Below are 13,910 nucleotides of genomic sequence, written 5' to 3'. Positions count from 1 at the left end.
ATCATCCCCACATGCCAATCAGCAGGATGCCACCAAAAATAACAATGGAACAAAGGATGCGTTTCATGCCCTGCTGTTCTTTTAACAACCAAACCCCCAGAAAAGCCGCAAATACCGTACCCACTTCCCGAAGCGGACCCAACCTGGCCATTGGTGCCTGTTCCAATGCAAACAGAAAGAGCAAATACGACCCCGGATTCAGCAACGCTCCAAGCAGAATGGTCGAACGATTCACCTTCCACTCCTGACGTAAACCACCTGAGGCGAGCAGCGCTGGCGTTAATCCAGCCACAAAACCAATATTCGTGACCTCAAGCAACGCTAGGGGAGAAATATGCTGCAGATTTAATTTGTCCACAAATACATAACTCGTCGTACATAATCCAACGCACAAGGCCATAAGTATCGGCTTCGCCCCTTGCATTCCTGATCCTGCTCTTCCCTTCCTGCTCCCCACACCGCTCAGAACCGTGAAACCAACAATCATGCAGGCAATGCCTAACCATCCGAATCCTGACAACCTTTCTCCCAGAAAAGCAACCCCGATCAACGGCACCAGCAACGTACTCGTGCCCCGCATAATCGGATAGATCTGAGACAAATCGCCAAGCTCATACGTCTGAGACAACAGCCAGGAATATAGCGCCTGTAGCCCCATCGATACGATCAGTAGAACATAGGACGATATCGGTAACGATTCACGAGACAATTCCATCACCAGCACAGGCAGCAGTAATACGGTCGGAATCATCATAATCGACCATAGAAAAACACTTTTGTTCAAACTTCGCTTCGTAAACATACTCCAGACGGCATGTGCCATTCCTGAAGCAAGCACCAGAATTAACGGTAAAATCATGCTGTAAACGTTCCTCTCTGTTTCTATTGCTCAGGTTGATGCTCCGGCTGTTCCCTCATTACGGATCCATCCTCCAGTCGAAGCCAGGTATCAAACGCCCGCTCACCTTCACGCATCTGAATGACACGTCCTCCGCGTAGCATACCTTCCCTTCCGTAGGTACTGTGGCCACTCGAACGCCCGTAACAAAGACGTATCCCTTGATACTGGCCGTGAAAATCATTCACATGATCGTGTCCGCAGAACGTACCCATTACATCCCCCATCTCCAGCAGTGCAGCAAACAACCCCGAATTGACTTGCGCACAGCAGACAGGTTCATATTTGTTGCCATAGCAAACCTGACTGTCCCACATCAGTTGATATTCCGGAATCGGGATATGGAAAAACGCCAAGGCTGGCAGCTTATCCCCCGGGCTGCGGCCGGGATTGACGCGTGTGGATTCATCCATCAGCCATCGGAGCTGACTCTGCTGAATCCAACCATAACCGGGGATCGATTCCACGGTCGAATAACTCCCGGAATCGAGCAGATACAACACGGCTGCCGGAAGTCCATTCGCCCCGGCAATTTCCAGCGTGTAATTGCCCAACCCTGCAATATCACGCGAGCCCGCTTCCGTCACACTATGCGCATGCTCCTGAACAACAAGCATTAGCTCCGCCGGAGTAATGCGCTGCTCGGCATCATGATTGCCAAATACAAAAGCCCACGGAATTCCACAAGTCTCCACAACCGAGATTGCATCACGAAAAGCCTGCGCTGGATGCTCACATGCTTGATTCCCCGGTTCCACAGGCCCGGTGTAGATGACATCGCCTGTAAACACAACAAGATCAGGCTGCTCTAGCTTGATGATGGTTTGCATCATCCGCTGGGTTCGGAGATCTTCAGGCCGCCCGTCTTTCCAATGTAAATCGGTAAACTGTACGATGGTAAAGGTCCCATTTTCACGAAAAGCCAGCTGTTGTTTCAATCCTTTGTCCTCCCGAATACCACATGAATACGCATTGAAAGCAAGCAAGAACTTTCACTTCTGTCATGCGGTTTGATAGATTAGTTATATGTATTGCTGATTATGGCATTAATAGACTTATTTCCACTCTGTATTATTATGTGGTTTCTTGTTGTTTTTGTTGATTTATATGATATTATCCTCACATCAATGGTCTGTCAATACGTCTACTCACAACTGCCAAATGAAATTGACAAGTGATTTTCACAAACTTACACTATTAAAAACAACAATAATCCACACAAAAACCAATCGTCCAGAATGTAAGGAGGCACGATTTTAATGTCATTAACATACGAGGAACGAAAACAGACCATCCTTACCCAGCTTGCCACCCAAGGCAAAGTTCAAGTACAAATGCTAGCTCAGCACTTTCAGGTATCTACGGAAACCATACGGCGGGATTTAGATCGTCTGGAGAAAGAAGGCGAGTTGCGTAAAGTGTATGGAGGTGCTGTACGTGTGCGCTCCGGCATGATCGAAGCTCCCTTCCAGAAGCGCTCTCAGTTGCAAGTTCAAGAAAAGAAGGCTATTGCTGTGGCAGCAGCTTCCTTGATTGAGGACGGCGAGACCATCATGCTGGACAATGGCACAACCACACTCGAAATCATGCGTCAATTGCAGCACCGCTCGCATGTCACAGTCATCACGAATTCCGTACCCATTCTGGCTGTTGCTCTGGAATCTTTTGCTGGCAAAATTATTTTCGCCGGAGGTGAGATCCACACAGCGGTTCAAGCCTCCACCGGACCTGCCGCACACGAAATGCTGAGTCAGTTCAAAGTCAACAAAGCATTTATATCGGCAGGCGGTGTTTCCTTCACGGATGGTATAACAGACTATATCCTTGAAGAAGCTTTAATCTCGCGTAAAATGATGGAACGTGCGGAGGAAGCGATCCTCGTGGCGGATCACACCAAGTTTGGACGCTCTACGTTTGCCAAGATTGCACCTGTTGAGCATATATCTATGGTCATTACCGGCTCAGCTTGCCCGGTCGAATGGATCGAAAACTTTGGGCGGCTGGAGATCGAAACCCTAATCCTCGATTGACAATGGAATCTGTTTTCTATATTTTGGATATAATGATCATTCTATTTTTTAGTAAAAATTGGGTGAAGGAGTGTGTTAGCAATCATGAGCAGCAAAAAAGAAATGCTCCTGAACGTGTCCGAGGATTTGTTCTATCTGCATGGCTTTCATGCCATTGGATTAAAACGCATTATTACCGATGCTGATGTTGCTATCATGACGTTATACAACCACTTTGCATCCAAAGATGACCTGATTGTCGAGGTGCTCCTGCGCCGCGAGCAGCGTTATCTGGAGCAACTACGATTGTATGCAGATAACATGGCCCAGTCCGTTTTTCTCAATCTGGCTGAAGGTCATGCCAAGTGGTTGATGGAGCATGAAGCCAGAGGATGCCTTTTTTTACGAGCGAAGGAAGAGTTCGGGGCTGATCCAAATCATGTTATCGTGCAAACAGTGAACGGGCACAAAAAACATGTCATGACCCTGATAAAAAAATGTGATCCCAAAGCAAATGATCGGAACATCATGCAGTTTATGCTGTTGTTAGAGGGTTCGACGGCGCTGGCCGAAACGGAAAATGTAACAGATGTCTGCCGGGAACTGATTCACATGACGCAAAATAGTTTCAATTCATAACACAAAGGGTGAGTTCATATTTCAACTCACTTTTTTATTTCATAAGAAATATAATGATCGTTCTATCTAAAAAAGGCGGTGGAATCATAATGAAAAAGATAGTCCTGCCTGGCGTTGCCCTTATTGCTGTGTGTTATGCTTTTGGGCGTTTCAGTTACGGACTGTTTATGCCAGAAATCTCCGAGGCATTACAATTATCCGAATCGGCATCCGGGGCCATCAACTCGGCAACCTATATTGCTTATTGTCTTGCACTTCTGTCTGCACCACTCATTATCAATCGTAAGGGGCACCATTACGTCATACAGCTTGCAGGAATCAGTGCTGTTCTTGGCTTAATTGGTATTGGCTTGTCCCATGATGCCTGGCTGCTTGCCGTCAGCGTTTTTCTTGCCGGACTCAGCACAGGCTGGGCATCCCCAGCTCTCGGAAATGCTGTCGGTGCCGAACTTGCACCAGACCTCCACGCCAGAGGCAACAGCTGGATTAATACAGGAACCAGCTTTGGCATCACCGTCTCCGGCCCGCTGTATTTACTGTTCACCGACTACTGGCGTATAAGTTATATTCTATTCGCCATGATCGGAATAACTGTGTTGTTATGGAACAGACATGCAATTCCTGCAACCAAAACGCTTCCTTGCACCAAGTCCATCTGGTCTTGCATGAGACCGACCAGACCAGGTTCGGCCTTACTCATGGCTTGTTTGTTAACCGGTGCAAGCTCAGCAATCTATTGGACTTTTGCCCGGAACTTTCTTACGGATGAAAAAGGGGCCTCCGATTCGGAAGCCGTCCTTTTCTGGATTGTCATGGGCGTGACAGGTATACTTGGCGGATGTGCAGGCCGGATTATAGAACGAATTGAGTTAAGCTGGTCGTATCGAATAGGCATTCTGTTGTTATCCATCTCGCTCGGTGTTATTCTTCTGCCTTCGATGACGGCAAGTCTGATTTCCGCCACCCTGTTCGGTAGCACATATATTTTTCTCACAAGCATATTTATCGTATGGGCAACGAGACTGTTCCAACCGAATGTCTCCATCGGTATTAGTCTCGCTTTTCTTGCATTAGGCGTGGGACAATTTCTAGGATCATTTATGGCGGGATACACCATTGAGGTGTTTTCCAGCACAGCAGCTTTTACGACTTTTGCTATGCTTGGTTTATTGGGGTTGTTCCTTCGTGTAAAACCAACCTGAGCCGGCTACGATGCCGGCAGAAGACGGAAGGGAATTATACTTGTAGAATACTTCCGTTCAAGCCCGACTGTAATTGGACAGAGCTAAAGTTCACTTTGGTTCCTTGTCCGATCGGAGACTGAGCCACAATGCCAACCTGTATCTCTTCGGGACAATCCATACCAAAATAACGAACCAGCTTCCACTTCTCTCCGTTCTCGGAATAATGGAAGGCAAAACTTCGACCAGCCCTGGCCAAACGCAGATACGGCTTGGTTACATGTACTGGAGAGGACACACAGTCATCCGAGTCACCGCGAGTAACAACGCTCAGAATGGATGGCTGTTCTTCAAAATATTCAAAGCATACTTTCGCCCAAGTTGTATCATTCGCTCTGACCATCAAACATCCCGAATCATATTGTTCCTTCATTTCAACGTCTACCTGAGCAACGATACTGAAATCACCTGTAATCTTTGTATGTAAAAATGGTGCAGATTCCTTCACCGCCGCGCCCGCCGGATCAATGAAAAAGTCGCTGGCCGGCGGCACGGTAATTCTCACTTCTCCATTGTCGATGCACCATTCCTCAGGCTCATTCAACCACTCCAGATTGGCAGATAATCTCTTACCTGCACTCTGTTCAAACAGATTCATCATGCAACACTCCCTGGACTGTAAAATTATTTTGGAAAGATTATCTATGCAACTATTCGGTGCATCAAGCAGCAAATCCTGTTCAGGTATCGACCGCTCCCCACCCTTCACTTCATATATTGGACTTGCGGAACGGCTTAACAACACGTTCATCCCAGACCTGCACCTCAATGTATCGTTCAGGCCCCTGTTGTCCGGTCGGATTCCATTCCTGTGGCAAGCCATAGATTTGAATCAGTTCAACGATTTCGGCTTTGGTATACACCTGCTTGCGATATGCTTTACCGTCTTCATAACGCATCGTTGGAAAGAGATCGCCGTATGTGAAGCTCACAACTTCGGCTGGAAGCTCCCCCCATGGAATAATGACATGGTCCGGCTCCCCATACCAGGATTCTAACCATGGGCAGACACCGAGCGTTAGATAATGGGGGTAGTCTAGCGCCGGCTTCCCTCCCTTAGCTGTGAATTTCTTATATGCCAGCTGCTCTAGCCCTCGTCTTATTGTTATGTAGTCGGATGACCGCTGACTTGCAAAAACTCGGCCTCCCTTTCGAATCTGTTGTGAAACTGCTTCGGCTTCACTTTGAGACAAACTCGAGAGATTATGGAAGGGGCCTATACTTTTCTCAAAATAATGGTATCCATTAAGATGCTTCATGCAGATCATCTCTTTTCAGACATTGGATTGGTTCTACTTCCCCGATTAGATCCCGGCTTATCTCTCAATAGTTGACTATATCTTATGTTGTAATCTCAATTTAGTCTCATCTTTATTAATTAGGAATTTTTAACCAAAAGTGATAAACTAGAATTATGATTTACGTACACCTATTTCAGATTCTAGAAATGGAGGTCATCCTATGTTTGCTGTAAGCGCAAAACAAGTAGAGGATCATCTAATCATTCGCTGGCAGTTATCCAAATATGAAATCCCCCTCGCTCAGATCACATCTGTCACGCTGGATGATACATATGGAGGCAGTGAACCCTCAGCGATTCGAATTGGTCCTGTCGGTGGTACAACCGAACGAATTCTAATTCGCACCACAAATCAATCATACATTTTATTTACAAATAGTGTGAATCTATTTCCTGCGATTACAACCATGTTGACTCATTCAACAAGTTAACGATCTGTTTGAGTTCTTTTCATATTCCATAATCTTTAAAACTAGTGATCCTCATTTTATATTGCAAAAACGTCGGAGAATGCTCTCCGACGTTTTCTATTTGCCCCGTAACACTTTCTAATACCTGACTAGAACGAACTCCCATAGGAAAAACAAGTCGCACTCCTCTTAAGCAGGTTTCTTTATTTTGCGTCACTGGAAGAACCGAGAGATTCTGGAATTTTCAAAATAAAATTAATCATGTCACATTTGGACTTTTTGAGTTGTTATATGAGTATCAAGACAAGGAGGTGACCCATGCAGGCCGCCATCCCCGGGGATATGCAGATCAAGAAAGATAAGAATGAACGAATAGAACAGGTTGTACAGCGTGTGATCAACGGTGAACAAGCTGCCTATGAGATGATCATTCTTGAATTCGAACGTCAGATGTACACGTACTGTTATTACATTCTTCGTAATCATCAAGAGACAGAAGATGCTGTTCAAGAAATTTTCATTCGAGCCTACCAGAATTTGAGGAGTTATAAACGAAAAGTCAGTTTCTCCTCCTGGCTATATAAAATAGCCTACAATCATCTGATGAATGTGAAGAAAAAGCAGAGCCGCTGGCTGAAGCTCATAGACGAGTACAAACGCCAGAAACCTGTCATACAGAAATCTTGTGATACAACGCTCATTCAGGATCTTATGGAATATTTAACACCCGAAGAACGCCATATCCTGTTGTTAAAAGCCGTCGAACAATACACCTTTGAAGAGATTTCCATCATTATGAATGTCAGGTCTTCTTCCTTACGCAAGAAGTACGAACGTCTAAGACGCAAACTGATCGAACAGACAAACAAAGGAGGACTAATACATGGACAAAAGGCCCACCCGTATTCCTGACGAACAGGTTGAAGAATTGGAGCAATGGATTCGGAACACATCTATTCCACGGAGTAGTATGAGCAAGAAGATAATGCATCGAATCGAAAGAGATGACATGACGAGACCACGGACCGGATTGACAATGACAAAACGGACTATGGCCGCAGCTTCCATCGCTTTCCTATTGGGGGCAGGTGCTGTAGGAGCCGGATTTGTTAACCCAACGATGGCCAGTGCCTTGAAACAAATCCCGGTAATTGGATCTATATTTTTCAGTCTTAATTCCGATGAGATTCAACGTGCTTCGGATCAAGGTATCCTAATGCAACCTCAGGAGTCACTCACAATAGACGGCGTAACCTTGACACTTACAAACGTACTCTATGACGGAACACGGCTGAGCTATACGATTCAACGAGATGGAGAGCAGCTTCCTCAAGAGGTAGTAAGCCCTTATATTCCTATGGATAGCAAAATTATTTCGGGGAATTCAGAGTGGAAGAACGGGCGTCAGGTACCGGATCAACAACAGAAAAAGGGCTATATCAAATCACCTATAACCTTAATCAATGATACAGAATTGAAAGCTTCTAACGGCTTCACTTTTGGAGATGATATAGGCAATCCAAAAGCTGTATTCGCACAATACACCAATCTAGATCCGCTCCCCAACGAATTTGAGCTTACTGTTCGTGCAGCAGTAACTCGGGTTGACAAACCTTTTGAATTCAAAGTGCCCGTGAAAATTAGCAACAGTAGGCTTGTTTTACAGCCGAATGAGACCAAGAGTTACGAAAGTTTCACTTACACCTTGCAAAACATAGAAGCTAGTGCCACAAGTACCCGCCTTGTGCTCGAAAGTACCGGAAAAGTGCCAGCCTCCTCTGAGCAAATGGGGGGATACGCTCCAACCATGATGTACTACGATATCATAGACGATCAGGGCAAAGTATTGAAGCAGCACAGGCTAAGCTTCTATCACAAAACTCCCGATCTGGAGTACCGAGTCGATGAGTTGTATGATGCCCTTAGTCCGGATGCAAAATCAGTGATTATCAAACCTTATACATTCACGGTGAATACAAGTGATTTGAGCATCGTGGGTGAGGAATTGAACAATAAGGGTAATATTATAAAACATGGAGAGAAGACCTATATTAAAGAACTCGAAATGAACATTTCTCTTAAGCCTTAACTCTCAATTGATCTGCATCGTATTTCTTAATTCAACACGAAAATAGAAATAACAGGAGCCACGTGACAACAGATCCAAAACATCTATTGTCCGTGGCTGCTTGTTATTGATAACTTATACTTCATCATTTCAAGTCCAAGCAGATTCAGTAATCCATGCTACGTATCTGTACGTACCTCATCCCACGCCTGATCGAGATAACAGATGAGCCAGTTAAGTGCACGATGCCGTTCATAAGCTACGCCGGGATTCAAACCCTCAGGTGGCGTTTCCCCCTTCACCCGACTGTTCACACACACCCAGTTGTACCGATAGATTAAATCAGCCTCGTCCAAAATTTCACCTTTGGTGCGGAGAGTAGCATCTGCCAAAAATTCCTCGAAGCTGTCCTTTTGCTGTAAATAACCAACATCTTTACTTACGTTACACAGCTCTGTAGGTGAGCCCAATTCCTCCACGTACCCGAGTGCCCACAACATCACATGGTACGCCTCATATCCCCAAGAGAAACGAATGACCTCTTGCTGCTCTGCTCCATGCTGATCCAGAAACGACTTTTCATCGGGAGAAAAGAAGGCGGATGCATCATATTTATCAATCACTTCCTGCACAAGCGCAGCAGTGTCATCGTCACTTTCACCTGCTCCCAGACACTCGCCTTTGAGAGCGGCCAAGCAGAGAGCCACCGCACGCCTCGCGACCTCTTCCTTCGTTCGAATCTTCGTATCTTGCTCTCCCGCTCTTACCGGCAGATTAACATTATACGGAATTCCAAGTGCCGCCAGTTGCTGCTCTGAACGTGCCTTGCGCTCTACAGCATCCGCTGAAGGAGGGCGTGTGTCATCCAGATAACTGGTGTGCGCAGTTACTGTGTAATCTTCCACCTCGGATTCTCCGTTCACATCCAGAAGCAACTGACCCTGAGCATTCAGCAGGGAGCCTCCTCCCCAGAAAATAACGGCATCCAGTGCTTCAGCCAATTGTAATAACTCGTTAAAGAACTCTTCCGAAATATCTTCCTCGGTCTCAATGCCAACCACCATGTTTAAGGTGGAGCACTTAATCAATACCTTTTCCTGAAGCGCAGTATTACGTCCCTCAATCTGACTTAGAAACCCAAGCATGCCTTGAATCATTGTGGTGAACTCTTCTGGATGTGTCTGGCTCGTCATGATGTTGAATCCTTTTGTTTTTTTACTGAACCATTTCTTCTGGGTCACCTGAATGTGCGTCTGGTCTTCTTTCCGCTGGATAGCGGCCCCGGGATAGATGGATTGAATGATTTCATACAACTGGTCCAGGTCAAACTGGGAACTGTATATCGCACAATTTCTCATATTAATGTTCGCTCTCCTTCTGTGTCTGAATTCTAGTTAAAAAAATAATGCGTGCCCCAGATTGATCTTTGATTAATCCTTGTAGGGGTCAAACTCATTGCCACCAGCCATCGCCACACCTACCGGACGCAGGACATGATTGATTTTCAGCGTATTCGCGTGCGCATTCAGCACGTCTTGCAATTTTTTGTAGACAAACGGGCTTTCATCTGTACCTGCTCCGCGGAGCTCCACACCATAATCACGAATCGCTGCTTGCATCTGCTCTTCACTGATTTCGCCGCCCATACGCGTGCGAAGTTTGTAGTTCATTTTACCCGCCGCCTGCGTACGGCTCATGATCCGCCCTGCCCCGTGAACCGTGCTGCGGAAGGACTCGGTATTCTCCTGACTGTCGATCCCCTCTACAATCACCGAAATATCACCCATACTCCCGCCAACAAAACCAAGCTGGCTTGGCGCAAGCGGTGTCGCTCCTTTACGAACTACGACGACTTCTTCGCCCATATGCTGCTCTTTCCAAGCAAAGTTATGATGATTATGTACGGCATATTCAGCGCTCGCTCCAAGAATACCCAGCACCTGCTCGATCACGTAATCCCGTCCGGCGTAGGCATAACGACCCGCCAGTGTCATACCTGCCCAATACATATCCCCCATTTCACTGTTCAGGTCAAACAGGGTCGGCGGCTGATCCATCGATTCCCCCGGTGCTTTCCCGCTGAACTCCCGTCCTGCCGCCAGATTAAGAAATCCGCTCGCTACCTTATGTCCGAAACCACGGCTGCCAAAATGATTCGCAATCCATACCTTGCCTGTCTTCTCTTCCACAAAAACATCGACAAAATGATTGCCGCTGCCCACGGTTCCGAGCTGATTACGTGCCAGTGTCTTCAGCTTCTGTTGTAATCCGCTTTCGATGGTATCAAATAGCTTCCAGTTCGGATCGTCGAACAGCTCATGCTCCACCGGGGTTGGATTGTTCCGGCCTACGCCGAATGAGATGGTTGTATTAATATCATCCATAATGACCGCAATCCGGTCACGAATATCGTCCCACATCAGGTTCGTGCGTACTGCTTTGTTACCGCAGGCAATATCGTATCCAACTCCTGACGGACTGATCATGTTGCGGTAAGCAACCACGCCGCCAATCGGCTGCGAATATCCCTTGTGATGATCGGCCATTAAGGCGACGCCTAGCACATCTCCATATTTCGAACAAGTTACCGCCTGACTGACGGCATTTTCTAGCGGATCTCCCCAAACTTTAATGTTATCCACAATACGCATGTTTTGTTAACCTCCTATGTATTCTTTTTTCTAAGTTTAACAAAGATCCACCCTGCTCGAAACGCTACAATTCTATAGGTGTCAGGATATACCAAATGGTTGTAAAGTGCTTTCACTCTTATGTTCGCTCACAAAGAAAAAGAGAGCGTCCGCTAAGGTCCACTCTCTTTTTGTCGTATCCTAAGAACTATTTCTTTGTAATCTTGAATTTAAATTCCCACGTCGCCGTGTTACCAGAATATCGACCTCTGTTCTCTGTCACTACAACAGTCAGCGTCTTATTGGTCGATTTCGTGAATGAAGATAGTTTTACATTGGTGCTTTTACTTCCGTAATCCGGAATTTTGTCCTGCTCTTCTGCAAGAGCCTCTAGCTTCAACGTACCACTCGGTTTCATGTTCAGCGTCAAAGATGAACCTTCCTCCAGCTCTTTCCCATTCACACTTGCGCCGATTGCCCACTCATTACCGACCGAGTTATTCTCGACCAGTTCCGCACTGACCAGAGTAACCGTGACTTTAACTGATTTGGCTGCAGCGTAGGATGTTGGAGAACACACAGCAAAGACAAGTGCCAGAATCATAAAGACATTAGCCCATTTTTTGAACACAAGAGTACCTCCCTCTTCGTCTGTTCATTCAGTAAGACTATGCCTTATTCGCCATGCTTCTTAAGTAATCCTTCCGCCCTAACTGCAACTTATAAATGTTTTCGGTATCCTTGAACCAACTCGTCCCGAAAGCCCAGTTTCTCATAAAATTGATGGGCTTCCTTACGTTGATCTCCAGACACCAGAATAATGTAAGCACACCCCAGATCTTTGGCGATATGCTCGATCTTAAGCATCAGTTTCTGTCCAACCCCCTGCCTGCGTACCCGTTCAGAGACAATGACATTCTCCACGACCATAAATGGCTCGCAAGAACCGAGCAGATCCATGCACTCAATCCCCATAACTGATCCCACAAGTTTATCCTGATCATAGGCTCCCAGCACATAATAGTGACCCTGTTTCTTCATTTGTTGTAACGTCTTTTGCATTTGCTGTGCATTCATCTGCTGTGCATCGGGATGTGTACCCATTAATTCATGATACAGTTGGTTTAACTCGGGCAAATCCTGTGGTTCAATCTGCTTAATTGTAATCATCGCGTTGCTTCTGCTCCTTCTGATGTAATGAGATCTTTCTTGAAATAGTAATGTTGATGTCCTGTAGGTGCATTCTCGATCATCGTCATCAGCTCATACCCGTGTTTTTGGTAAAATTCAGGAGCCTGATACGAGAAGGTGTTCAGCATAATGAAATCACACCCCTTCTCTCGGGCCAAACGCTCTACCTCCTGTAGCAGTTTCGTTCCATACCCTTTGTGTCTCTCTTTGGCATCAACCCACAAAATATCTAGCTCGACCCAGTTCCAGCATAAGGTGCTCAGTACCCCTGCCACAATCTGCCCTTCCTCGTTTCGAATATGGAAATGAAGCTCCTCGTATCTGTTCTTTAAGGCCTCGCTCACATGTGCCGCATTGTAGGCGACCAATTGCTGGCGGACATAGGCTGAATCTGCTTCGGTACTTGGTGTAATGTTCGTATGTGACATGTTGTGTTCTCCTTCCCTGTTCTGCTGCTACCATACGCAAGGCTGTGATGACAATCTCACGTGCAATAATAATAACTGCAACCCACGAGCTAATCATATTCACCTGAACCATCATAATAAGTGCCACTGAGATGAGAAGCTTGTCTGCAAGTGGATCGAGTAATTTACCCAACCTGGTTATCTGATTATACTTTCTGGCAACATACCCATCCAGCTTATCTGTACAAGCGGCTAGTGCAAAAATAATTACCGCAACCATTAAACCCGGCTCCTGCTGATCAAGAAAGCACAGCATAAACAGCGGGATTAATGCGATTCTTGCCAGAGTGATCCGGTTCGCCAGATTCACTGCTCCTTCGCCTCCTCCAGTAACTTCAGGATTTCCAATGCCACATCACGTGGAGATTTCAGTTGACCTGACTCGTACGCGTCTCGAAATGCTCCGGACAGCGCAAATTCCTCTGCACTCTTTCCTCTCGCCACGGCCTGCAATTCCGTATCCACCATGCCCGGATCAAAAGCGATGATCTCTACCGGATTAGACTGTGCAGCTTGTTCTATCGCTACACATTGTGTGAACATGTTGATTCCTGCCTTTGATGTACAATAAGCAGCCATCGAAGGAGCAGGATAACTGCCCGAAGCGGAACTCACATTAATAATTTTTCGGCGTGCCGTCATATCGCTCGTGTGGTGAATAAAAGATGACGTAAGAATCATCGGCGCTGCCAGGCTAATATTCAGATGATTGCTAATCTCATCCGCAAGACACTGCTCTATGGGTTTTAACGGTTCAAGCATGGCCGCATTATTAATAAGTCCGATGCATTCCACAGAAAGAAGCGGAATCTGCTTCAATATGCGCGAGATTACATCGTCGATGTCATGAATGTCTTCAAGATCGAACTGGACATGAGTGTACCGTTCGTATGTATTACCCAAGTCTGATGCTCCGCGCGCTATGCCGTAGACAGAGTCACCTTTTTCCAAACAAAGTTCTGCAAGCTGTCTACCGATGCCTTTGGATGTTCCTGTGATAATAAATGTTCTGTTACGCATATGATTGCCACCTTTCAATTCTCATATCTGCTCTAAT

The 13,910-nt window shown here is 46.1% G+C and carries 16 protein-coding genes and 1 pseudogene; 6 read left to right on the top strand and 11 right to left on the bottom strand.

The genetic code is table 11. The features are described from left to right. Position 1 precedes the first annotated feature (1 nt). Entirely contained in the window at positions 2–859 is an 858-nt protein-coding gene (locus tag AC1VYS_RS08625; RefSeq protein ID WP_482913893.1) for a DMT family transporter, read from the bottom strand. A gap of 23 nt (positions 860–882) precedes the next feature. Next, on the bottom strand, positions 883–1,836 hold the full coding sequence (locus tag AC1VYS_RS08620; RefSeq protein ID WP_482913892.1) for a metallophosphoesterase family protein: 954 nt from the start codon (positions 1,834–1,836) through the stop codon (positions 883–885). 321 nt (positions 1,837–2,157) lie between these two features. Here AC1VYS_RS08620 and AC1VYS_RS08615 point away from each other — a divergent pair, with 321 nt between their 5' ends. From AC1VYS_RS08615 to AC1VYS_RS08605, 3 genes are all read left to right on the top strand, one after another. Further along, positions 2,158–2,928 (top strand): DeoR/GlpR family DNA-binding transcription regulator, encoded by a 771-nt coding sequence (locus AC1VYS_RS08615; RefSeq protein ID WP_482913891.1) that lies wholly within the window; start codon positions 2,158–2,160, stop codon positions 2,926–2,928. An 84-nt stretch (positions 2,929–3,012) separates the two neighbouring features. Next, complete coding sequence (locus AC1VYS_RS08610; RefSeq protein ID WP_482913890.1) at positions 3,013–3,546, top strand: TetR/AcrR family transcriptional regulator; 534 nt, start codon at positions 3,013–3,015, stop codon at positions 3,544–3,546. 89 nt (positions 3,547–3,635) lie between these two features. Beyond that, complete coding sequence (locus tag AC1VYS_RS08605) at positions 3,636–4,748, top strand: MFS transporter (RefSeq protein ID WP_482913889.1); 1,113 nt, start codon at positions 3,636–3,638, stop codon at positions 4,746–4,748. Between the two features lie 34 nt (positions 4,749–4,782). Here AC1VYS_RS08605 and AC1VYS_RS08600 read toward each other — a convergent pair whose 3' ends face one another. Both AC1VYS_RS08600 and AC1VYS_RS08595 read right to left on the bottom strand, forming a co-directional pair. Continuing rightward, entirely contained in the window at positions 4,783–5,385 is a 603-nt protein-coding gene (locus tag AC1VYS_RS08600) for a DUF1349 domain-containing protein (RefSeq protein WP_482913888.1), read from the bottom strand. Positions 5,386–5,497: 112 nt separating this feature from the next. Further along, a complete protein-coding gene (locus tag AC1VYS_RS08595; protein WP_482913887.1) occupies positions 5,498–5,980 on the bottom strand; it encodes a hypothetical protein in 483 nt (160 codons plus the stop codon). 268 nt (positions 5,981–6,248) lie between these two features. Between AC1VYS_RS08595 and AC1VYS_RS08590 the strand changes: the two genes are divergently transcribed. From AC1VYS_RS08590 to AC1VYS_RS08580, 3 genes are all read left to right on the top strand, one after another. Then, entirely contained in the window at positions 6,249–6,518 is a 270-nt protein-coding gene (locus AC1VYS_RS08590; RefSeq protein WP_482913886.1) for a SunI/YnzG family protein, read from the top strand. A gap of 297 nt (positions 6,519–6,815) precedes the next feature. Then, on the top strand, positions 6,816–7,409 hold the full coding sequence (locus tag AC1VYS_RS08585; RefSeq protein WP_482913885.1) for an RNA polymerase sigma factor: 594 nt from the start codon (positions 6,816–6,818) through the stop codon (positions 7,407–7,409). Beyond that, positions 7,381–8,586, top strand: a complete 1,206-nt coding sequence (locus AC1VYS_RS08580) for a DUF4179 domain-containing protein (RefSeq protein WP_482913884.1) — start codon at positions 7,381–7,383, stop codon at positions 8,584–8,586. Before AC1VYS_RS08585 ends, AC1VYS_RS08580 begins: the two co-directional genes overlap by 29 nt. A gap of 158 nt (positions 8,587–8,744) precedes the next feature. Here AC1VYS_RS08580 and AC1VYS_RS08575 read toward each other — a convergent pair whose 3' ends face one another. The 7 genes and pseudogenes from AC1VYS_RS08575 to AC1VYS_RS08545 form a co-directional block, all read right to left on the bottom strand. Continuing rightward, on the bottom strand, positions 8,745–9,923 hold the full coding sequence (locus AC1VYS_RS08575) for a DUF4272 domain-containing protein (protein ID WP_482913883.1): 1,179 nt from the start codon (positions 9,921–9,923) through the stop codon (positions 8,745–8,747). A 72-nt stretch (positions 9,924–9,995) separates the two neighbouring features. Further along, the gene (locus AC1VYS_RS08570) at positions 9,996–11,216 is read right to left on the bottom strand and encodes an RtcB family protein (RefSeq protein WP_482913882.1); all 1,221 of its coding nucleotides are present in this window, start codon (positions 11,214–11,216) and stop codon (positions 9,996–9,998) included. 187 nt (positions 11,217–11,403) lie between these two features. Next, entirely contained in the window at positions 11,404–11,826 is a 423-nt protein-coding gene (locus tag AC1VYS_RS08565) for a hypothetical protein (RefSeq protein WP_482913881.1), read from the bottom strand. An 89-nt stretch (positions 11,827–11,915) separates the two neighbouring features. After that, on the bottom strand, positions 11,916–12,365 hold the full coding sequence (locus tag AC1VYS_RS08560; protein WP_482913880.1) for a GNAT family N-acetyltransferase: 450 nt from the start codon (positions 12,363–12,365) through the stop codon (positions 11,916–11,918). Beyond that, positions 12,362–12,814: a GNAT family N-acetyltransferase gene (locus tag AC1VYS_RS08555; RefSeq protein WP_482913879.1), complete on the bottom strand. Its 453-nt coding sequence runs from the start codon at positions 12,812–12,814 to the stop codon at positions 12,362–12,364. The genes AC1VYS_RS08560 and AC1VYS_RS08555 overlap by 4 nt, the downstream gene beginning before the upstream one ends. 13 nt (positions 12,815–12,827) lie before the next feature. Beyond that, positions 12,828–13,163, bottom strand: a pseudogene (gene pgsA / locus AC1VYS_RS08550) (CDP-diacylglycerol--glycerol-3-phosphate 3-phosphatidyltransferase); the annotation flags it as partial. After that, positions 13,160–13,873, bottom strand: a complete 714-nt coding sequence (locus AC1VYS_RS08545; protein WP_482913878.1) for an SDR family NAD(P)-dependent oxidoreductase — start codon at positions 13,871–13,873, stop codon at positions 13,160–13,162. The gene AC1VYS_RS08545 and the pseudogene pgsA, both read right to left, overlap by 4 nt. Positions 13,874–13,910: the final 37 nt, after the last annotated feature.

The sequence above is a fragment of the Paenibacillus sp. G34 genome (genome assembly GCF_056856875.1).
This window is presented reverse-complemented; position numbering and strand designations above follow the sequence as displayed.

Coding starts and splice junctions, on each gene's coding strand:
- AC1VYS_RS08625 (WP_482913893.1), bottom strand. CDS start 859: ATGATTTTACCGTTAATTCTGGTGCTTGCTTCAGGAATGGCACATGCC.
- AC1VYS_RS08615 (WP_482913891.1), top strand. CDS start 2,158: ATGTCATTAACATACGAGGAACGAAAACAGACCATCCTTACCCAGCTT.
- AC1VYS_RS08610 (WP_482913890.1), top strand. CDS start 3,013: ATGAGCAGCAAAAAAGAAATGCTCCTGAACGTGTCCGAGGATTTGTTC.
- AC1VYS_RS08605 (WP_482913889.1), top strand. CDS start 3,636: ATGAAAAAGATAGTCCTGCCTGGCGTTGCCCTTATTGCTGTGTGTTAT.
- AC1VYS_RS08600 (WP_482913888.1), bottom strand. CDS start 5,385: ATGAATCTGTTTGAACAGAGTGCAGGTAAGAGATTATCTGCCAATCTG.
- AC1VYS_RS08590 (WP_482913886.1), top strand. CDS start 6,249: ATGTTTGCTGTAAGCGCAAAACAAGTAGAGGATCATCTAATCATTCGC.
- AC1VYS_RS08585 (WP_482913885.1), top strand. CDS start 6,816: ATGCAGGCCGCCATCCCCGGGGATATGCAGATCAAGAAAGATAAGAAT.
- AC1VYS_RS08580 (WP_482913884.1), top strand. CDS start 7,381: ATGGACAAAAGGCCCACCCGTATTCCTGACGAACAGGTTGAAGAATTG.
- AC1VYS_RS08575 (WP_482913883.1), bottom strand. CDS start 9,923: ATGAGAAATTGTGCGATATACAGTTCCCAGTTTGACCTGGACCAGTTG.
- AC1VYS_RS08570 (WP_482913882.1), bottom strand. CDS start 11,216: ATGCGTATTGTGGATAACATTAAAGTTTGGGGAGATCCGCTAGAAAAT.
- AC1VYS_RS08560 (WP_482913880.1), bottom strand. CDS start 12,365: ATGATTACAATTAAGCAGATTGAACCACAGGATTTGCCCGAGTTAAAC.
- AC1VYS_RS08555 (WP_482913879.1), bottom strand. CDS start 12,814: ATGTCACATACGAACATTACACCAAGTACCGAAGCAGATTCAGCCTAT.
- AC1VYS_RS08545 (WP_482913878.1), bottom strand. CDS start 13,873: ATGCGTAACAGAACATTTATTATCACAGGAACATCCAAAGGCATCGGT.